This window comes from Enterococcus sp. DIV1067f (assembly GCF_050543505.1).
Taxonomy (GTDB): Bacteria; Bacillota; Bacilli; order Lactobacillales; family Enterococcaceae; genus Enterococcus_D; species Enterococcus_D entomosocium.
The window spans coordinates 2544778-2565295 of the sequence record NZ_CP172940.1; the positions used below are offsets into that span (position 1 = coordinate 2544778).

The window sequence follows — 20518 nt, forward strand, 5'->3', positions numbered from 1 at the left end:
GTCACAGCACTTCTGTAACCGTTATCTAATTACATCGGTATCATAGCACTTCAAAAAAAACTTGTCAATCGCTTCCTTAAATTTTTTCGCACGATCGTTAAGCCCCCGTTGAGCTTCTCACAAAAGCTATTTTTGTCAGACTGGTGTTTTAAGAACAACTTTTGCTTTTTTTATCCCCAAACCAACAACTTGCCGGCACAATAAACAACAATCTTCGTGCTTATGCAGCGCTTGAATCATCGTTTCTTTCTACAAACCATTTTTTGAGGGGAAAATGTCTCAATAACACGCAAAAACGAAAATAGATTCTCTTCTCTACTTTTGACACCTATCTTAGCTATTCCTCGATTGGTCTATTTGTTTAAATTTCAAAACAAAATCGCTCTCATTTTTTGTCCTTCTATGCTGGAAAGCAAGTAGCAGTAACTTTATACATCTAGGTTCCTTCGTCTTTCCTTTCAAATGCGCATTGGTCTATTCCACACCTCCCTTTATCCCTCAATCTTTTCTTAAGCGTTTGAACAATTTCTTAATAAAATAACTAACAAAAAATAAAGTTTTACTATATCTCTTGAATGTAAGCGGTAAATTTGTTATTATTACGAAGGATAAGGAGGTGTTTATCGATTGTATGCGATTAAAATCTTTCATGGTTATCTAACCGCCGAAGGAAAAAGAACACGGGACAAAACAATTGCATTGACCTATACTTGCAGAGAAGATGCTGAACGTTTCGCAAATAAAATCGGCGGGAGAGTTAAAAAAATTGGCTAACCAACTAGAATAAAAAAGGCTGTCAACCTCAGTAGGTGACTGCCTTTTTTTGTTATCTGATTTCTTTTAACTCTTTTCGCGGTACTAACTTTTTACATAACCGCCCCTATCCTTTCGTTGTCGAATCACGCTGTGAAGCAAGTTAGTTGGTTTTGACGCCTTGAGTCTTTATACTGAAACAAAGGCACCAGCCAATCCAAAAAAAGGAGTGACCTGTCCATGTGCGGCCGATACTTATTTGATCCATCAACTGGCGAATTGTCAGAATATTATCAAGAAGCCGCGGCGAAAGCCCGCAAGCGCCAACAGACTGTCGCTATCAATGATGTTTTCCCCTCCAATCACGTCGTAACCATCGGTGCAAATCAACAACAACAAGTTGTAGCTGGTGTGACAAGATGGGGCTTTACCGGCTTTAAAAAAGGGCATTTGATGATCAATGCGCGTTCTGAGACCGTTGAAGAGAAACCGACTTTTCGCCAGCCTTTCCAAGAGCATCGCTGTGTCTTTCCGATGTCTGGTTTCTATGAATGGAATCATGAAAAAGAAAAGTTCCTCTTTTCGCAAGATCACGTGATTTATGCTGCTGGTTTTTATCGCATCCTTCAAAAAGAGGATCAGATCGAAACCGAATCAATCATTCTAACGACTGCCGCGAACGATTCTGTTGAACCAGTCCATGATCGAATGCCTCTGTTCTTAGAAAAAGAAGCGATTGCTTCTTGGATCAATGACTTGGCTTTTGCTCGCCAACAACTCAAAGCAGAAATGCCCAAGCTGAAAACCCAATTGCTCTCTTCTTAACTGCTTGCTACTTCTTTTTCAGCAGAACAAAAACCGCCAAGTCAGCTTTGATTTGGCGGTTTTTTTCTACTTCTGCTTTTTCTTAATAAACGGTGAAGGTCTTGCCAGTCATGATTCCAAAGACTGCTTTTTGATACGCTGCAAAAACGGGTGCGTCACCAACGGGAATAAAGCCTTTGAAAGAATCGGCGAAGGTTTCCCAAGAGCCCACAAGCGCATTGGGACTGACTGCATTGATTCGTATCCCCTGACCGATCTCAAAAGCTGCCGATGCCACGAAGGCTTCTAAACCGCCGTTGACCAGTGCTGAAGGCGTGCCCATTGGGATAAATTCGTCTTTGATAATTCCAGAAGTCAGCGTGATACTGCCACCTTCATTGAGAAAATGCTGGCCAATCAACGCAAGGTTGACTTGTCCTTGCAGCTTCGAAGCCACCGACTGTTGAATATCTGCTGGCGTCAATTCCTCAAAGGGTTTAAACACTGTGCTTCCCGCAGCGGAAACAATGGCATCCACTTTCCCAGTAGCTGCAAATAGCTGGCTGACACTGGCTGCATCCGCAATTTCGACTTGATGATCGCCGCTGCTACGGCTAGCCGTGATCAGCTCCACCTCTGGTAGCTGCTGAAAGCCTTCAACTAAAAGCTGCCCAAGTGTGCCGGTATGTCCAATCAAAAGTAATTTCATTTGCTCGCCTCTTTTTTTGTTTTGTGTTTCGATTCTAACCCAACCAAGCGATTTCGACCATTCATCTGTTTTTCCTGCTTTTTAGGTCTATTCTTGCCCTTGTCCATTTGTTCCCCTACTACCTGCGTAGTGATTGGAATCACCTATCACGAAAGCAATTGACAACTTTCTCATCTTGTTCTAAGATACTACTAATTTCATACACATGCAGTGAGAAGAAGAGTACGATCCCCCCTTTCTTTCAAGAGAACTCGGAACTGGTGGAAACGAGTAAGGAAGACGATCCGAAAATGACCTTTGAGCATTCGTGGACGAACAATCCCCGACGGAGAAAGCCCGATAGCGCAATGCAGTTTATTTGATGAACTGACTGAGGTTTTTTGTTTCAGCAAAAAACAAACGAAGGTGGTACCGCGAAATGATCGTCCTTCCCAAAGACTATTCTTTGGGAAGGCTTTTTTTATAAAAAAGGAGGAAAAGTTATGAAACGAAAGATTCGATTGGGTGTGGGCTTTGGTTTATTGTCCTTAGTTTTATTTGCCGGTTGTGGCAATCAAGAAGAAGTAACGGGAAATGCCGAGGAACAGCAGACAGAAATCAGATTGGGGACGACACCAGGGCCTTACAGCGAACTGTTTCTCAAAGGAATCAAACCGATTTTAGAAGAAGCTGGCTATACTGTGACGGATATTGGCTTTACTGGGGTCTTGGAAGCGGACATTGCATTGAACGATGGCGAGATCGACTTAAACGTCGATCAGCACACCGCCTATTTAGAAAACTTCAATGAAAACACGGATGCCGATTTAGTGGGTATCACACCAATTCCTACCGTTCCAGCCGGCTTGTATCCTGGCAGAAAGGACAGTTTAACAGCGATTGAAGCAAACGATACCATCGGGATCCCCAATGATCCGTCAAATAGTGCCCGGGCCCTGTTGCTGCTACAAAAAGCCGGCTGGATCGAGCTTGACTCCGAAGTGGCGCCCATTGACGCGACTTTGAGAAACATTACTAACAATCCTTATGACCTGGACATCGTCGAGATGGATTCTGCCCAAATCCCCCGCAGCTTAGCAGATTTAGACTATGCGGTGATTCCCGGCAGCATCGTTTATAGTGCTGGAATCGCTGCAGAGGAAAGCCTATTAAGTGAAGACATTTTGCAAGAATATGAACTGGTGGCAACGGTAAAAAAAGCCAACAAAGATAGTGACTGGGCACAGGCAGTGGTGGCAGCTTATCATTCTGAAGCCTTTAAAGAACTGCTGGCAGAAGAGAATCAAACGGGTTATTGGTTTATTCCTGAAGAATTGCAATGACCGCTTCACAAGTAGCAATAAGCAGCAAATATCGTCGTATTTTTTAAAGAAGCTTCTATTACTATAGAAGGAAAAGACATGACTACTATTGATTAGTGGACCATTCCCCGTCTGAATCTTTGTAAAGGAGGTCAAAAATTGAATATTCAACAAATGCGCATCGTGCAAGCGATCGCTGACCATGGAAGTTTTCGTGAAGCAGCCAAACGGCTGTATCTTTCGCAGCCAAGTCTTTCCCAAGCCGTGAAAGAGTTGGAAACAGAATTGGAGGTCCAGCTTTTCGAGCGTACGAATCAAGGCGCCCGCTTGACTGCCGAAGGCTCGGAATTTCTAGACCATGCCCAGCCGATCTTGAGTCAAGTGGCGCAGCTGCAAACGCGTTTTTCCAGCAAGCAAGCAGCGAGTCAAACCTTCGCTATCGCAAGCCAGCACTATGATTTCACGGCTGGAATTTTCAGTGAGCTGCTGCAGGAATTTCCCGACTGCCGCCAGTTTCGCTTATTAGAAACCACGACCTTAAAGGTGATCACGGACGTGCAACAATATCGAAGTGAATTTGGGATCCTTTATTTGAATGAGCAAAACCAAGCAGGATTGGAACGACTGCTGCAAGGCGCCCAATTGTCCTTCGAGGCGTTGGGACGGTTTCGCCCCCATGTCTTTTTGCGAGCAGCTCATCCCTTGACAGAAAAAAGGCAGCTTTCCTTAAGAGATCTCGCCCCTTATCCACAAGTACGCTTTTTGCAAGAAGATGAACGCTATTCGTTCTTCTCAGAAGATTTGATCGACTTCGCTCAAAGCCCTCAAGTGGTGCATGTCAGCGATCGAGGCACGATGGTCCAGCTATTACAACAGACGGATCTTTATGGAACCGGCTCGGGGATCGTTGCCCAACCAGAACGCCAAGACTTGGCTTTTCTTCCTTTGATCGACGCGTCCGAGGGTGAGATCATCCTCATTAAAAAGAACGATCGCCCGTTATCAGTGATCGGCGAGCGTTTCTTAGCAAAATTACGGCATCATCTTACAGCTTTTCCTATTGATATATAAGCGAAGGCCTCCTCTTCCAACTCCCCATAGATGATTGGCTGCTCCTTCGCATTATATAAAAAATCCTTGAGCCACTTCCCATGCAGGAGGCTCAAGGATTTTCTTTTACGGTTAACATTGTCGGCAATCACCGCTGATTACAGCTGCTCTGCCTGCATTTGATACATTTGCTGATAGATTCCTTGCCCTTGGACAAGACTCGAATGGGTTCCCCGTTCCACGATCTTCCCTTGATCCAAGACCAAGATTTGATCTGCTTGTTTGATCGTTGACAAACGGTGAGCGATCATAAAGGTCGTCCGTCCTTTTTGCAAGATGGTCATCGCCTTTTGAATGATGGATTCTGTTTCAGTGTCCACATGGCTCGTCGCTTCATCCAGAATCAAGATTTTCGGATCAAACACCAATGCACGGGCAAAACTGATCAGCTGGCGTTCTCCACTAGAAAACTCATTGCCTTTTTCAACGACTGGATGATGGATGCCTTTTTCGTAGCGGCTCAAAAGGTAGTCAGCGCCGACTTGTTTCAAGGCATCGATAATCATCGCTTCGGTGATCGTTGGATCGTTCATTCCGATGTTGCTGGCGATCGTTCCAGTAAATAGATAGGGATCTTGCATGACGATCGCCATTGAATCTCTTAAACTATGACGATCAAAATCAGCGATCACTTGTCCATCCACAACGATTTTTCCGTGCTGCGGATCATAAAAACGGAACAACAGGTTCAAAATACTCGATTTTCCAGAACCAGTATGACCGACTAGAGCAATGGTCTCTCCTGCTGCAACGTCAAAGTTGATATCGTGCAAGATTGCTTGCTCAGGATCGTAGCCAAAGGTCACTTGTTGGAAAGAAACATCGCCATTCGTGACAGTCAGCTGCTCACTTTGTTGTTTTTCAACCGGCTGATCAGCAAACTCAAAGACCCGCTGTCCGGCTGCCAATGATTGCTGCACATTGGTGATGGTTTGGACAAGCCCTTCGATGGGATCATACAGGCGGTTGATGTAATCAATAAAGGCATACAGCAAGCCTGCTGAGATCGCCAAGCGGCCATCAAGGAAAAAGGCAGCCAAGGTCGTGATCAAAATCAAGATCGTTGAATTTCGCAACAAATTGCCTAATCCCCAAGCGATACTTGAATCGAGTAAGAGGTATTTACGTCCGGTTTTGAACCATTTCTCTACTGTCTCATTAAATTCTTTCTGCAACTGATTTTCTCGTTGGAAGGCTTGGATGATCGCCATTCCTTGGACAAATTCATTTAACTGCCCACTGATTTGTGAGATGTATTCCCGCATTGCTAAATTGTAACGAGAGGCATATTTTGTGTAAAAATGCTGCCAGATTCCTAAAATCGGGATCAGGATCAGCATCGCTGCTCCTAAGGTGCGGTTCAAAAGAAATAATGCAATAAACGCACCAATGATTTGGATAATGTTGCTTAACAAATTACTGATCACGATCACGTAGAAATTAGACCGCAAAACTTCGGTGTCATTCGTAATCCGTGCGACGACTTTACCAGCTGGGATCTGGTCAAAGTAAGAAACCGGTAATTTGTGCATATGGTCAAAAAGCTGATCCCGCATTTTTTTGACAATACTGTTGGACATTTTTCGCAATTGCAGCAAGCTGATATAACGAAAGAGAGAACCAATCAAATTGACCAGCAAATACCCAGCGAGTAATTGGATCAAAAGCATCGTGTTTAGGTTTCTGCTGTCAACCGCCGGTGTCATCACTCGGTCGATCAGCTGTTTGGCAATCAGTGGTGAAGTCAGTTCGAGCGCTGCTGCCAACAACAGCAAGATTGCGCCCACGGTAAATTGTTTTTTATAATAGCTCAAATACGTGAGCAAACGCTTAATCGTTGAGAACACTTGTATCGTCCTCCTTTAACTGTTGATGGTAATACTGTTCTTGGTACCAGCCTGGCGTTTCGATCAACTCCTGATGGGTACCACGCTGTGTGATCCGTCCGTCTTCTAAGACGATGATTTGATCCGCTTCGGTGATGGCGGACAATCGATGGGTCACGATGATGGAGGTCGGTGCCTGCTTCATCGTTTTCAAATTCGTGATGATGGCTTGTTCCGTTTTGGCATCAACTGCCGAAAGGGCATCATCCAGTAAGAGGACTTCACTGTTTCGTATAAACGCCCGTGCTAAGGACAAGCGTTGTTTTTGTCCACCAGACAGGGAAACGCCTTTCTCACCGACGACCGTTTCGAGCCCTTCTGGCATCCGCTTGATGTCTTCACTAAAGCAAGCGGCTTCCAGTGCTTCCCACAACACTTCTTCTGAAGCATCTGGCTGTCCGAATAGCAAGTTCTCGCGAATTGTTCGTGAAAACAAGGTATGTTCTTGCGGCACTTCTGCAAAGTGGTTGCGCACTGCTGTTGTTTGATAGGTCGTCAACGGCTGCTCGTTAATCAAGGGTACTTGATCAGAGTATGGATAGCGGTGACCGAATTGTCTTAGCAGCGTCGTTTTTCCGCTACCGGTCTTCCCAACGATCCCTAAGACTTCTCCACGAGTGATCGTCAAATCCAGTCCTTCTAACACATAACGAGCTGCTTGTGGGTATTGGAAATGGTATGCTTCAAAACGGATCGTATTGATGGCTTGCAGGTCGGCTTCACCAGGAGTTTCTAATTCATCACCCGTCTGCAGCACTTCATTGATCCGACGCCAGGATGCGGCACCTTGTTGCATCACATTCACAAGATCTCCTGCTGAGATCATCGGCCAAACGACCATTGTCAAGTACACTTGGAAAGAGACCATCGCACCGATGGTGATCGTTTGGTTGGCAACAAGAAACGCCCCAACACCAAAGCTCATCACAAAACTGATCGCTAAGATGATGGTAATCAGCGGCCCGAAACGGGAATCGATCTCAGAAACGATATTGTTTTTTGCTCTTGTTTCCAGTGTTTTCTTTTGAAACTGTTCAGTGGTGGCTCCTTCTAGTCCATAAGCTCGGACGACCCGAATGCCATCAATGATCTCCAACACTTCACTGTTCATCTCAGAAACAGAATTCTGCGCTTCCGTAAACGCCTTATCGACTTGCGAGCCCCATTTGAAAATGTAATAGGCTAAAAGCGGCATTGGGATCAAGGCAATCAACGTCAATAGCCAAGAAACCGTCCCAGCCATCATCGCCACGATAAAACTTAGATACAAACTAGTATTTAAGAAAACCATCAGTCCATACCCAACGGTCATCCCCATCACTTGGACATCGTCACTGGAACGAGTCATTAAATCGCCTGTTCGGAAACGATGGTAAAACGGCGCCCCCATTTTAAGAAAGTGGCTCATCAATTGTTCCCGCAATTGTTTTTGCAAATCGTAGGAACCAATAAATAAATTAAACGTCCAAACAAATTCGGCCAGATATCCTAACAAGATAGCTCCAGCAAAGAGGGTCACGTATTGGACCAGTATCGAATAATCAAAATTATCTTGGATCAGCGCATCAATGAATAAGCGCAAGATATAGATTGGTGCGACATACATCGCACTAGCAATCACCATAAAGACGAATACGAAGGTATAGCGCACCTTATGTTCTTTAAAATACGTTGTTAATTGTTTTAATACATACTTCATGTTTTATCCCTCACATTCTAAAAAAGTACACAAAAAAGCTCTGTCCCTTCGGAAAAAGGACAGAGCATAAACGTCGTTATTATAGACATTATCTGTACACTAATGGTTACCGAATGAGGGATTCACTTTATTCAATTTGGTTGTTTTTTTATCAAATACTTTTTGCATCGTAATCCCTCCTTCTCTTTTTATTTTGCTGACTACACCTAACACTTTACAGATAAGTTTCTGAGAATGCAACAACTTTTATTAATTTTCTTTAAAAAAGATTGACTTTTCTAAAAACACAGATGTGAAAACAGCCCTTTTTAACAACCTTTTTTTGAAAACGAATTCCTGTTTTACCCCAAGAGTTGCAACGATTTTGGCTAAAATAAAAAAACAGATGCCCTTCTCTTCAACAAACGCTGTTTGATCAGCACACTTGGTTGAAAAAAAGTTCCTCTGTTTTCTTACTACCTGTTTATTCTGTGACAGATGCTAGGCGATAGGATACTGTTCGTCCAAAAGGAAACACTTGCACCCCTTGCAAACGATCTGTTTTCAAATACGCCACCGCCCCTTGATATAACGGCAAAACGGCTGTATCTTCAACGATCAATTGTTTTTCCAGTTCTTTCAATAAGTCCCAACGGGCAGCTGGGTCGTTTGCTAAAGTCGTCCGTGCTTCTGCTAACCCTTGATCGTAACTTTCACTAGCATACCCAGACGTATTCAAGCCACCTGTTGAATCATAAAATTCTAAGAAGTTGATCGGGTCCGCGTAATCTGGTGTCCAAGTCCCAAAAACGAGATCAAATTCACCTTGGGATTGCAAGTCCAAACGGTTTTGTAAAGGAATCGACTTGGCATCGATGGTTAATCCTGGCAAATTGGTTTCTAACTGCCCTTGGACAAACTCGATGGTTTTCTTGGCTGCTGCTGTATCTGCTGACAACAGTTCCAAAGTGATTTCCTCTTGTCCCAACTCTTCTTTGGCTTGTGCCCAAAGCTCTTGTGCGGCTGTTAAATCGTACGGCAGTAAATCGCCATTTTCTTCACGAAAATCTTGGTCTGTTTCAGGATCTTTGGCAAAGTTGCTTGGCACAAAGCCGTTCAATGCAGTGGACCCATCACCTAAGATATTTTCGGCAAATGCCTCTTTGTCGATGGCTTGTAAAATTGCTTGACGTACTTTGACATTGCCTGTGACTTCTCGTTTTTGGTTGGCACTTAAATACCCCACCAGCGCCTTTGGCACATAGTTGGCTTGAGCTGAGTTTTGGTATTGCTGCGCGTAAGTATCCGTTAAGGTGGTGTAGTCCAGTTCTCCTGTTTCAAAAAGGCTGACACCAGTCGCCGTTTCCTTCACTACTTGCACGTCGATCTTGGTCAATTGGACATTCTCAGCATCCCAATAATCAGGATTTTTCGTTAACGTCCATGATTCGTTGGTCCCGTTCCACCCTTCGATCAAGAATGGGCCATTGCCGACAAAATTTTCCGCTGATAACCCATAATCGGCACCTTTTTCTTCAGCAAACGCTTGGTTTTTTGGCATAAAAGGTGTCCCGACCAAAATTTGATCCAGATACGAGATTGGACTTGCCAATGTCAGCTCTAACGTCTGCTGGTCCAATGCTTTTGCACCTAACTCACTCACCTCAGCGTCCCCTTGACGCACTTGACTGCCATTTTTCAACACATCCATTTGATTACTGCTACTAGAACCATTCTCTGGATTAGCAACATATTGAAAGGCGTAGACAAAATCATCCGCAGTAACAGGATCGCCATTGCTCCATTTTGCATCACGAATGGTGAAGGTATAAACCAGTCCGTCTTCTGATACCGTAGGCTCTTCAGCGGCCATCGCAAGCTCAGGATCCCCCTCTTGATCCAGACGGTATAACCCTTCTGCCACTTGTCCGATCATATCGGAACTATTGACATCCGTGTATTGTCCGCTATCAAGGGTTGATAAGGCGCCAGCGGTTGACACTTGAATTTCTTGCGCAACGGCTCCTTGCTCCTCTTGCTGTCCAGAATCCGTCGTGGGGCTCGTGGTACTGCAGGCACTTAAAACCAATACTGTGAAAGCAGTGATACCCATCATTCTCTTTTTCATTTTTCTCCTCCTTGCGTGATCCTCTTTCTTACAATACGTCAACGACATACTTGAAAACCGCTTGTTCTTGTATAAGCGCATCATAGGCAAAATCAGGATGCCATTGAACCGCCAACAAGCGCTGACCCACGTGTTCAATGCCTTCAATGATGCCATCAGGACTCCAAGCTGTCTTTTGCAATGGACGAGCCAATCGATCCACCGCTTGATGATGAAAGGAATTAACCTTTGTTTTTTGACCGTAAACACGAGCCAACATGCTTTTTTCAGCCGTCACGATGGCATGGGTCGGCACTTCTTTCGGAATCGGCGCCTGCATATGAATGATCTCACTGAAGGTACTGATGTCTTGCTGCAGCGTGCCACCGAATGCCACGTTGACCAGCTGCATTCCCCGACAAACCGCAAAAATTGGTTTCTTTTGCAGCAGCGCTTCATCGATCAGCGCTAGTTCAAACTCATCCCGTGCCAACAAGCCGCTTCCAGTTGCCTGATGGGCCTCCTGCCCATAAAACTTGGGTGAAACATCTTGTCCACCAGCTAATACCAGTTTATCGATCTGTGAAACATAGTCCTTGGCTGCAGCTGGCTCACTGATTGGCACGAGCAATGGCAGTCCGCCCGCTTGCTGGATCGCTCGCACATACCCTAATGGTGTGTAGGCGATCGGCAAATGATGCAGCACATCGCCAGCATCTTGCACTTCATTCGCAGCGATCCCTATAATTGGTTTGCCCATCGACATCCCTCCCTGATTAACGATTTTTTCAAAAAAAAGCGGTATCTAGCAGTTGAACAAGGCAAGCGCCGCACTTTTTCTCAAGATATGTTTCAACTATTCTAAACCAATCCGCACTTTTTGTGAAACACTATTTTCACTTTCGCGATCATTTATTACAATCACCATTCTATTTAACCCCCTCTTTGATAAGCAATAAAGAACACCGCTAGTCAGATATAGTTGAATTTTGCCAATGCTTTCTCTACGTAAAAAAACATGCGAGAAGCCGTTGCTTTCCGCATGTTTCGTCATTAAAATAATCGATTGTCTTTTAAAAACTCCAGCATCTGTGTTTTTAGGGGATCTTTTTCATTACGGATCGACTTTGTTTGCGTCGTTTCATCAAGTGTCGATGGCCGCTTTTTAGGAAAAGGCGCCGCTGGTTCTTCTGCCAACTCTATGATTTGGAAGCTATCCACCACCACTTCTGCCGCACAAAGTCTCTGACCTTCTGGTGTTTCATAAGGACAGCCTTGCAAGTGTCCATTGATTTTGATACTTGCCCCTTTTTGAGTATACCGTAAAAAGGTCTCTGCCTGCTTTCCATGAATGACGCAAGCAAACCATTCATGGTGCACTTCTTCACTGTTTTGCCATTGAGACACAATGACAAGATCAAAACGTACGCTTTGATCGTCCGCCGCATCAAACGCTTCTTTACTAGGCATCTCTGCGATTTTCCCAGTAAGAACCACTTTATTCATTGCCACGTTGCATCCTCGCTTTTCTCTCATTTCTTGAGTGATCTTAACTTATGCGACCTATTCTACCACATTCCAAAAAACAAGCAATCAAAGGTCGAATGGCTTAAGAAATGCTTTGAACAAAATGAACCAACTCAAAGAATTCATCTGATCCTGCCAATAATGTGCGATTTTCTGACTGAAAACTTCTCTTTGCTCCAGACAGCAAAAAACAATTGGTTCAATCCCCCTATGAACCAACTGCCTTTTGCGGATTTTTATTTAGCAAAGGAATCTTGACTACCATAGCGATCAAAATGGAGGGTTTCGCTTTCGAGGTAGTCGATGATCGCTTTGGGGATCATGACCCCTTCTTGCTGGGCTTTTTCAAAGTGTATTTGGCTGATCTCTCCAGGATAGTAGACTTGTGATTGCCCTTCTACTGGCGGGATTGCATGCAGCTCAGTCACCATCTGATCGATGCTTTGCTTGAAGGTTTCGGTGTTGGTAAAACGAGATGGATCGATCACAAGAAGGAATTGTCCTAAGCGGCGTTTTTCCGTCAAGTCCGCATACATGGAGGTGACCTGTTTACCAAAAGCCAAGCCTAGCATCGAGCCAGCTAAAATATCCACCATCATCATCAAGCCATATCCTTTAGCACCAGCGATTGGCAATAATCCTTGGACAGCATAGGGATCGGTGGTAGGCAAGCCATGCTCGTCTACTGCCCAAGTATCGGGGATCTGCTGCTTCTTCGAGCGAGCATCCAAAATTTTGCCCCACGCTTGAACCGTCGTCGCCATATCAAAAACCACCGGTGGATGATTGGCTCGTGGTGCAGCAAACGCGATTGGATTGGTGCCAAAATAGTTTTCGGTCCCACCAAAAGGCACCGCCATCGGATCCGATTGACACATGGCGATCGCTACTAAGTCGGCTTCAGCAGCCTGTTTGACGTAATACGCCATCGTCCCGCTATGGCTGGTCTGCTCGATTCCTACTGCAGCGATCCCGGCTTCTTTTGCCAGATGAATGGCGATCGCCATCGCTTCATTGCACACATAATGCCCCATGCCGTTATCTCCGTGGAAAATTCCGGTAGCGGCGCCTGTTTTTTCAAAAGACATGTTTGGTTCCAGCGTGATGCCACCTTTTACTAAACGCTCGGCATAGTAGTCCATCCGCACGGCACCATGAGAATGGATCCCGCAAGCATCCGCAAAGGTCAAATGCGCCGCTGTTTCACTGGCAGCGGCTTCTGGCAAACCAGCAGCCAATAGTTTCTTTTTCATCAATGCTTCTAATTCCAGCAGAGAACGTCTGCTCATTTCTTCCATCTTTTCTCCTCCTTAGAAAAAGAGAAGCACGCTTGGCAACGGCTTCTCTTATTGATTAAACACGCGATAATCCAGTTCATCGGCTGACTTAGCGATCAGCAGCGCTGAATAGACGTCTGAGTTCACGTTCAAAATTGTCCGCAGCATGCCAACAAACCATTCGACACCAGCAAATAGCGCAATGCTTTCGATTGGTAAACCGAGCTGGGGAACGATGATTGCCAAGGAAACTAACCCCGCTCCGGGAACAACTGCATTGGCTAAAGAAACGAAAGTCGCAGTTACAGCTACCGTCACCATTTGGATCCCGTCAAAGTTGATTTGATACATTTGGGCGATTGTCATGACGGTAATCGCCATATGCATCGCTGACCCATTGCTGTTCAAAGACATGCCCAATGGCAATACCAAATTGGTGATGCGGCTACTGAGTCCTAATTTGTTCTGGGATTCTTCCATAGCGATCGGCAGCGTGATGGCAGAGGAGGTTGTCGCCAATGCCATGACCGACATATTCTTCATATTTTTGATCAATCGTAACGGATTGATCCGACAATACACGGTCAATAAGACTAGCCACAGCCCAAGGAACGTGACGGTGGCTAGACCGTAGACGAGCAAATAGCTGCCTAATGGCAAAATGATCTGCAAGCCCAGGGAGCTGATCGTTGAAGCGATCAAAGCAAAAATACCGATTGGTGCCACGATCATCACGTAACGAATGATAGCAATGACAACCTCATTTAGATCCACGATCAGCCCATAAAGAGATGACTCAGGTTTCTTTTGCATAAAGCGATTGAGAGCAACACCAAAGAACAACCCAAAAACGATGATTTGAATAATTGACCCTTTACTCAACGCATCGAAAATATTCGTGGGAATAAAGTTGATTACAGTCTCTGATATAGAAATTTCTTGTGCTTGCAGAGGTTCGCCGGCAGCTTGTGAAAAGTCGATCCCTTTGCCTGGAGCAAAGAAGAGCGCCATCAGCACGCCCCATGCAGCAGCGAATAAGGAGGAAATCCCAAAGACAGCGATCGTTTTTCCACCCAAACGAGTGAGTTCTTTCGGGGCAATCCCCCCAACTGCTTGAATGATTTGGCCAACGATCAATAACGGGATCGCCATTTGCATCAGACGCAAGAAAAGATCGCCCAAGATTTTTAGGAATGAAGCGGCTTGCCCAAAGAACAAACCGCAAAGAATCCCTAGAAGAACGGCAATAACGATCTGCGTCACCATCGGTAGTTTTTTTGCTTTCACTTTGATCCCCTCTTTATTTTCGAAGTATGGTTCCTGTATGCTGATCCAGTTCAGCTAACTTTTCGATTGAGGTAATAATCGCGGTTCTGGCTGCATCTTCTTCAACAAAATCAATCGCAGCTTCTATTTTTGGCAACATACTGCCCGCTGCAAAATGGCCTTCCTCGATGTAGCCCTTGGCTTGTGCCACACTGATTTCCCCTAAGGCTTGCTGATTCGGCTGATTGTAATTGATGTAGATATTGTCGACACCGGTCAAAATAATCAGGCGATCGGCCTGCACATCTTTTGCTAAGACACTGGCGGTAAAGTCTTTGTCGTTGACGGCTTCCACGCCAGTAAACCCATTATCGTTGCGAACGACAGGTACGCCACCGCCACCGGCACAAATCGTGATCACACCTGCATCGACCAATGTTTTGATGGCTTCTTTTTCAACAATTTCTTGCGGTTTCGGCGATGGAACCACTTTGCGGTAACCACGCCCAGCGTCTTCTTGATACACCCCGCCATTGGCTGCCATCGCAGCATTGGCTTCCTCTTCACTATAAAAAGGTCCGACTGGTTTGGAAGGTTTCTCAAACGATGGATCTGCTGGATCGACACGAACTTGGGTGACTAATGAGATCACCGATGGATGTGCTTGTCGTGTGGCAAACTCATTGATCAAGGCATTTTGCAGCCAATAACCGATACTTCCTTGGGTCATTGCCACGCAGCTGTCTAATTTCAATTGGGGATTTTTTTCACTTTCCCCTGCTTTTTGCTGCAACAGTAAGTTGCCGACTTGTGGTCCATTGCCGTGACAAACAATGACTTTTTCCCCTTTTTCGACAAAATCGGCAATATAACGTGCTGCTTGCGCAACAACTGCTTTTTGTCCTTCATCACTAGGGTCTTTATCTAAAATAGCATTGCCGCCTAACGCGATCACATTCAAACTCATTTTATGCTCTCCTTCTGATTTTCCTTTGCTAATACGGCAAAAACACCTAATCCGATCAGCAGTAATAGACAAGACAGGTAAAACCCGACCTGCATCGATCCTAAAGAATCGGCTAAAAAGCCAGTAACATAAGGTGCTAAGATCGACCCCGACATCCCGATAAAGTTATAGGCACTCAAGGTCGTTCCTAAGGCGCCTTTTGGTGCGTTTTTCGTCACAAAGGTCACGACGATTGGATCAAGCGCCAGCTTGCCAGTCAATCCATACAAAATCAAAACAGTGATCAATAAGGTACGATCCGTTACAAAGGCAATGGCAAATACGGAAAGGGTTGCCAATGGGACCAATAAATAGACTAATTTTTTCGTCGCGCCAGTTTTATCATTCAATCGAGCAAAAATCAACGCACCTGGAATCGATGCCCATGGGACTAAGGAAGCAATAAAGCCGACACTCGCCCCTTCAAAGCCACGCTCGGCAATCAAGAATTGCGGCAGCCAAGTTATAATCACAAAGTTTGCATAAATGCTGGTAAAGCATAGAACAAAGGCTGCCACGAGATTGCGGTTTGAAAAAATCTGCTTCAAGGAAATCTTTTCTTTTGGCCCCTCTTCTTTTATTTCTTGTCCTTCATCTTCTGGACGAATCACTTTTTCTTTCAAAACAAAATAGAACAAGACACCGACAATCAAGGTCGGAAACGCCATTAGGAAGAAGGGTTGGCTCCAATGGCCCCCGTTATCCAAGACCAATTTACTAGAAAGCAAGTACCCGCCAGACGTTCCAAACGCCATCCCACTGTTGATAATGGCATTTCCGACGGTCCGTTTGTTGTCGGGAATCGCTTCGGTAGACAATGCGTATTGCGGACCGTAATAGGCACCTTGACCAATCCCTGCAATGGCACGAATCACTAAGAACAAAACGAAGCTTGTGGCTAGCCCACTGAAGTAAGTAGTCACTGCCAATAAAACAAAACCTAGGGCGATCACCAATTTGCGACCGATTTTGTCGCCGATGATGCCAAAAGGAATTTGCGCAACGGCATATGTCAAAAAGAAAATACTATTGGCAAGTCCTAGTTGTGTGTTGCTTAAATTGAATTCTTCTCCGATCACACCCATGATTGGATTGAAGATCGTCCGTGTGGCGTACATTAAAATCCAGCCGACAAAGAAAATAGCAACGACTTTTTTCCAGTAAGAATTGCTTACTTTGACCGCATCTTTCTGGTTACTGATTTCCATGATTTCTCCCCATTTCTATTCTTTTTCCTCAAGTGACAATGACTCCAACGCTAACAACAACCCAAAACTAAGATCTTTGCCTGACGAATGACCAACGGACATCAACTGCTGCACATCTTTTTCAATCACCTGTGGGTTTTGCTTTTTTAAGTCTTTAAATAATTGCAGCATCACCGAATTGACATACCCTTGACTGGCACTTTGAATATAAGCAAGGCTGACATCCGTCGTAGACAGCGGTTTTGCCAATGCTTGCGCTAACGCGTCAGCTTCCGGCTGCTGCAAGGCATAGAGCATCGCTTGATAGGCAACTAAAAGATCATCGCCGCTAGGTGTCAATCCTTTGCCGCGGCCAATCAGGTGAGCAATGATTGGTTCCCAATCTGAGACAGGCTGCCGCAATGCCGCAAACACTGCTTGGGTTTTCTCATCTTCGGGCAACCCAATCTTGGTTTCTAGTTTTTGTTGAAGCAGGATTTCTTTCAAAAACTGCAATTCCGCAGAGGTGAAGGATAGCTCCTTCACCTGCAGCGAAACCAATTCTTTTTCCTCTAATGAAAGAGAAAATGTTCCTTTTGTGCTGTAAAAGGTCAGACCATGCTCTCGGACTTGCACGCGATTGCCGACCTCGATCAAAGGCAGGACTTGCTCAAACAATGCATCTGGTAAAAAGACTCCGAAGCCAGTCAAATAGTTGCGATAGTTGTTGATATTGACCAGCTGCTGCCCGATCATCACATTGAATGAACGATCAAACACGCTATGCACCCGACCGGTACGACCGAATCGTTGCAATGGGTCTAGATAATCACTGATTTTGATTTTCTCAGTCAACATCGATCCCCAGATCCTTCGCATAAGCCGTCAAGGCATTTTCAAAACAGCCTAACGGTGCACGCACCGTCCCTGCACCGACTTGACCGACACCTGCTTCTTTATGGGCGATCCCAGTATTGATGATTGGGGTGATGCCTGTTTCAACGACTTTCCGGATGTCGATCCCCAAACAAGTCCCCTGGAAGTCCCATGTTGGGATCGAGAAGGTCGGATTATGACCGAAACAGATTTTTGCCATTTCATTGGAAGTTTCTAGCGCATCTTCAAAGCCACCAGCGCCGACAAAGCGTGTTACACCTGGTGCGGCTACCATCGCCATTGCTCCGACACCGACGGTTTCAGTAATGGCACTGTCCCCAATATCAGGATTGCCATCTGCTTCGGTAAACCCAGTAAAGTACAAACCTTTCGGCGTATTGACTGGTGCAGTATGCCATTGGTCTTCTGTTTGGGCGACACGAACCCCAAAATTGACGCCGTTTCTCGTCATGGTGGTCACGATCGTTCCTTTGGCATCGACACGGGCACCGTCAACGATGGCTTTGCCGGTTGCCATCATGATATTCAAGAAGAACTGATCGGTATCTGCTAAGAACTTGATCACTTCATATTTTTGCTTTTCATCGATTTCTGTTTGGATGATCAACGGCGCGATCTCTTTCAAGAAGTTCAATGATGCTGCAATATTTCGTTGATGGAATTCATCCCCCATTGTGATCGACCGGGCAATCAATACATTCAAATTGATGCCTTCTTCAGTTAGTTTTAATGCCTTGGCAATGGTTGGTCCTAAGACGTCTTTGATCCAATCCAAACGATCGATGACTTCTTGTGAATAAGCACCGAATCGCAAGACTTTACCGATCCCTTCGTTCAAAATACAGTAGGCTTTGTTGCCGACAAGGCGGTTTTCAACCACAAAGACAGGCATATTCCCTGAAGTGATCCCGCCCATTGGACCGACTGCCTGGACATGGTGACATGGCATAAAGCGGACTTCCCCACTTTCGAGTAGGCGGCGGGCTTCGTCTTCATCCTTCGCCCAGCGTTCAAACAAGGCAGCGCCGATACAAGATCCTTGCATCGGTCCCGTCATTTCCGACCATTGGATCGGCGGTCCTGCATGCAGCAAGGTTTTCTGACTTTCGTTTAATTCAGCGATCACTGATTTAGCCGGAACGACATCGATCAAGAATGGTTGGGCATTTTTGATTTTATCCGTCACTGCTTGGTTTTCAGCTGTGATTTTTTCGTCAAATTCTTCTAACGCGTCTAAAATACGGATCATTTTCTTGTTGCCGTTAGCACGAGGACGCCAGTTGAATTGTTCTGTTTTCCCGCCATATTGCAGGATCGATTCATTGAAGCTTTGCAAGCCAACATTGATGATCCGTGGTTTGGTGGTCAACAGCTCCATTACTTTCTCGCTGACTGTCGGCACCTCAACCTTGCTACCAGTATAGTCATTGACTGTTTTGTCTGCTTCAGAAAGAGTCGCCCCTTTTAAAGCGAGGGCTAATTGCACTGCTTGAGCATTGCTTGGTGCCACATAGACGCCAGCTGCTTTCAAACGGTTGACTGCTTCTTGGTAGTTTTGCGGATCTTTTTCAGTTCCGCAGACGGTAGCAACAAAGTACAACGCTCGATCAGCTGCTTGGGCTGTTTGCTGTGCAGCTTCGATAGCTGGTAACAAAGCTCCTACCATATCTGCATGCGCGCCGTAACCTAGCACCACATCAAATAGAATGACCCCGGTTTGCTCATCTTGCGCATAGTCTTCGATTTTTTTGATGCGCACTTCAGGATCGATCATTGGATGCGGTTTGCCTTGGGTATAGATATCATCACCAAGGTCGATCACATCGTAGCCGTGGGAATGTAAGATATAGCCTTCTTGTTTTACAAGGCCTTCTAAATTCAAGGATTCGGAGATCAGCATTCCTGCTTCGGCAGCTAATGTTCCGCCAGAATAAAGACCTTTAACCACTTTGTCGGCAGCGAGCTTGGGCACATCTGGGGTTTCCACGCGTTCAAAATAGTTCGCCTTGACTGGTTCTTCATTGGCAAGATCAACAGCAATGCGCGCTGTTTCTTCCAGAGTATGTGCCAAATAGACTTTTCCTTCATGGGCTTCTGGTTTTTCTCCTAAGAAAATCGCTACTACAGGTTTGCTGATACTTTGTAGCAATTGAACGACTTCATCCCGCACTTCTTTTGCAGGTGGTTTCGAGATCACGCAAATCACATCTGTCGGTTCATGATTTTCTAAAGCAACGATGGCATCTTTGACAGTGATCGCCCCAACTTTGTCGCTTAAGTCACGTCCGCCGGTCCCGATGGCATGAACGACACCACCGCCTAATCGGTCAATGATCGTCGTCACTTCTTGAATCCCCGTACCAGAGGCACCAACAACACCGATGTTTCCTGGTGCCACGACATTCGTGAAGGCAATCGGAATGCTAGAAATAATACCAGTCCCACAGTCAGGCCCCATCATCAATAAGCCTTTTTCATGAGCCAGCTTTTTCAAACGCACTTCATCTTCGATAGCGACATTGTCCGTAAACGAGAAAACATGCAAGTCATTTTTTAGCGCTTTTTCCATCTCGGCTGCGCCATATTCCCCAGGAATACTAAATAATGCAACATTGGCATCTGGCATTGCGCTCAAGGCTTCTTGCCATGAAGCCGCCGCTGGCGTTTCTTTGCCTTGATCTTTTGCTGAAAGATCAGCTAAAAATGAATCGATCGCTGGCATTACTTGATCCATGATCTGTTCGTTTTGGCTATCGACCACGATCATCATATCGTTGGGTGAAGCACCTTCTGCCTCTTTAGAAAGCAATCCAGTGTTATTTAATATGTCTTTGTTTGCATCCGTCCCCATCATGATTTGACTCATTTCGACATCGCCTAGATCATTGATCGTATTCGTCAGCAGCATTAAGTTAATGGAATCTTGGTAGTTATTCTTTAAGATTACTGTGTGCAGCATTTGTTCTCCTCCTTTTCTTATACTCTCATTCTAACGAGCATTGTTTGCGTT

16 protein-coding genes and 1 other annotated feature are annotated in these 20518 nt (G+C 45.2%); of the genes, 4 read left to right on the top strand and 12 right to left on the bottom strand.

Translation table 11 applies throughout. The annotated features are described in order from the left end of the window. Nucleotides 1–627 precede the first annotated feature (627 nt). Together IGJ42_RS11740 and IGJ42_RS11745 are read left to right on the top strand one after the other, a co-directional pair. Nucleotides 628–774, top strand: a complete 147-nt coding sequence (locus IGJ42_RS11740; RefSeq protein ID WP_005234527.1) for a hypothetical protein — start codon at nt 628–630, stop codon at nt 772–774. 219 nt (nt 775–993) lie between these two features. Then, a complete protein-coding gene (locus tag IGJ42_RS11745) occupies nt 994–1578 on the top strand; it encodes an SOS response-associated peptidase (protein WP_005234526.1) in 585 nt (194 codons plus the stop codon). Between the two features lie 82 nt (nt 1579–1660). On the opposite strand, the gene IGJ42_RS11750 is transcribed toward IGJ42_RS11745, so the two are convergent. Then, complete coding sequence (locus IGJ42_RS11750) at nt 1661–2266, bottom strand: short chain dehydrogenase (protein WP_086316436.1); 606 nt, start codon at nt 2264–2266, stop codon at nt 1661–1663. A gap of 201 nt (nt 2267–2467) precedes the next feature. Next, nucleotides 2468–2699: a binding site (T-box leader), on the top strand. A gap of 49 nt (nt 2700–2748) precedes the next feature. Between IGJ42_RS11750 and IGJ42_RS11755 the strand changes: the two genes are divergently transcribed. Next, the gene (locus IGJ42_RS11755) at nt 2749–3588 is read left to right on the top strand and encodes a MetQ/NlpA family ABC transporter substrate-binding protein (RefSeq protein ID WP_142971462.1); all 840 of its coding nucleotides are present in this window, start codon (nt 2749–2751) and stop codon (nt 3586–3588) included. 138 nt (nt 3589–3726) lie between these two features. Next, nucleotides 3727–4638, top strand: coding sequence for a LysR family transcriptional regulator (locus tag IGJ42_RS11760; RefSeq protein ID WP_008379185.1), 912 nt, complete (start codon nt 3727–3729; stop codon nt 4636–4638). 137 nt (nt 4639–4775) lie between these two features. Here IGJ42_RS11760 and IGJ42_RS11765 read toward each other — a convergent pair whose 3' ends face one another. The 11 genes from IGJ42_RS11765 to fdrA all read right to left on the bottom strand — a co-directional run bounded on the left by IGJ42_RS11765 (nt 4776) and on the right by fdrA (nt 20467). Next, nucleotides 4776–6524, bottom strand: a complete 1749-nt coding sequence (locus tag IGJ42_RS11765) for an ABC transporter ATP-binding protein (protein WP_016621448.1) — start codon at nt 6522–6524, stop codon at nt 4776–4778. Further along, the gene (locus IGJ42_RS11770; protein WP_430615517.1) at nt 6508–8262 is read right to left on the bottom strand and encodes an ABC transporter ATP-binding protein; all 1755 of its coding nucleotides are present in this window, start codon (nt 8260–8262) and stop codon (nt 6508–6510) included. The genes IGJ42_RS11765 and IGJ42_RS11770 overlap by 17 nt, the downstream gene beginning before the upstream one ends. 463 nt (nt 8263–8725) lie before the next feature. Beyond that, the gene (locus tag IGJ42_RS11775; RefSeq protein WP_430615520.1) at nt 8726–10369 is read right to left on the bottom strand and encodes a peptide ABC transporter substrate-binding protein; all 1644 of its coding nucleotides are present in this window, start codon (nt 10367–10369) and stop codon (nt 8726–8728) included. A 28-nt stretch (nt 10370–10397) separates the two neighbouring features. Beyond that, the gene (locus IGJ42_RS11780; protein ID WP_005234504.1) at nt 10398–11108 is read right to left on the bottom strand and encodes a gamma-glutamyl-gamma-aminobutyrate hydrolase family protein; all 711 of its coding nucleotides are present in this window, start codon (nt 11106–11108) and stop codon (nt 10398–10400) included. A gap of 293 nt (nt 11109–11401) precedes the next feature. Continuing rightward, nucleotides 11402–11884, bottom strand: coding sequence for a single-stranded DNA-binding protein (gene ssb, locus IGJ42_RS11785; protein ID WP_016613685.1), 483 nt, complete (start codon nt 11882–11884; stop codon nt 11402–11404). 227 nt (nt 11885–12111) lie between these two features. After that, entirely contained in the window at nt 12112–13173 is a 1062-nt protein-coding gene (gene allD, locus IGJ42_RS11790; protein WP_086297667.1) for an ureidoglycolate dehydrogenase, read from the bottom strand. Nucleotides 13174–13221: 48 nt separating this feature from the next. Next, on the bottom strand, nt 13222–14439 hold the full coding sequence (locus tag IGJ42_RS11795; protein WP_081343838.1) for a dicarboxylate/amino acid:cation symporter: 1218 nt from the start codon (nt 14437–14439) through the stop codon (nt 13222–13224). Between the two features lie 13 nt (nt 14440–14452). After that, nucleotides 14453–15385, bottom strand: a complete 933-nt coding sequence (gene arcC, locus IGJ42_RS11800; RefSeq protein WP_008379201.1) for a carbamate kinase — start codon at nt 15383–15385, stop codon at nt 14453–14455. Then, nucleotides 15382–16632, bottom strand: coding sequence for an MFS transporter (locus IGJ42_RS11805; RefSeq protein WP_008379204.1), 1251 nt, complete (start codon nt 16630–16632; stop codon nt 15382–15384). Before IGJ42_RS11805 ends, arcC begins: the two co-directional genes overlap by 4 nt. Nucleotides 16633–16647: 15 nt before the next feature. Next, nucleotides 16648–17469 carry a DUF2877 domain-containing protein gene (locus tag IGJ42_RS11810; RefSeq protein WP_430615523.1) on the bottom strand — a complete coding sequence of 274 codons (822 nt, stop codon included), beginning with the start codon at nt 17467–17469 and terminating at the stop codon, nt 16648–16650. Continuing rightward, entirely contained in the window at nt 17459–20467 is a 3009-nt protein-coding gene (gene fdrA, locus IGJ42_RS11815; protein ID WP_430615526.1) for an acyl-CoA synthetase FdrA, read from the bottom strand. The genes IGJ42_RS11810 and fdrA overlap by 11 nt, the downstream gene beginning before the upstream one ends. Nucleotides 20468–20518 lie beyond the last annotated feature (51 nt).

What these genes read in the sequence shown, in the direction of transcription:
- IGJ42_RS11775 (WP_430615520.1), bottom strand. Translation starts at nt 10,369, where the DNA reads ATGAAAAAGAGAATGATGGGTATCACTGCTTTCACAGTATTGGTTTTA.
- IGJ42_RS11770 (WP_430615517.1), bottom strand. Translation starts at nt 8,262, where the DNA reads ATGAAGTATGTATTAAAACAATTAACAACGTATTTTAAAGAACATAAG.
- IGJ42_RS11810 (WP_430615523.1), bottom strand. Translation starts at nt 17,469, where the DNA reads ATGTTGACTGAGAAAATCAAAATCAGTGATTATCTAGACCCATTGCAA.
- arcC (WP_008379201.1), bottom strand. Translation starts at nt 15,385, where the DNA reads ATGAGTTTGAATGTGATCGCGTTAGGCGGCAATGCTATTTTAGATAAA.
- fdrA (WP_430615526.1), bottom strand. Translation starts at nt 20,467, where the DNA reads ATGCTGCACACAGTAATCTTAAAGAATAACTACCAAGATTCCATTAAC.
- IGJ42_RS11745 (WP_005234526.1), top strand. Translation starts at nt 994, where the DNA reads ATGTGCGGCCGATACTTATTTGATCCATCAACTGGCGAATTGTCAGAA.
- IGJ42_RS11780 (WP_005234504.1), bottom strand. Translation starts at nt 11,108, where the DNA reads ATGGGCAAACCAATTATAGGGATCGCTGCGAATGAAGTGCAAGATGCT.
- IGJ42_RS11755 (WP_142971462.1), top strand. Translation starts at nt 2,749, where the DNA reads ATGAAACGAAAGATTCGATTGGGTGTGGGCTTTGGTTTATTGTCCTTA.
- ssb (WP_016613685.1), bottom strand. Translation starts at nt 11,884, where the DNA reads ATGAGAGAAAAGCGAGGATGCAACGTGGCAATGAATAAAGTGGTTCTT.
- allD (WP_086297667.1), bottom strand. Translation starts at nt 13,173, where the DNA reads ATGGAAGAAATGAGCAGACGTTCTCTGCTGGAATTAGAAGCATTGATG.
- IGJ42_RS11805 (WP_008379204.1), bottom strand. Translation starts at nt 16,632, where the DNA reads ATGGAAATCAGTAACCAGAAAGATGCGGTCAAAGTAAGCAATTCTTAC.
- IGJ42_RS11750 (WP_086316436.1), bottom strand. Translation starts at nt 2,266, where the DNA reads ATGAAATTACTTTTGATTGGACATACCGGCACACTTGGGCAGCTTTTA.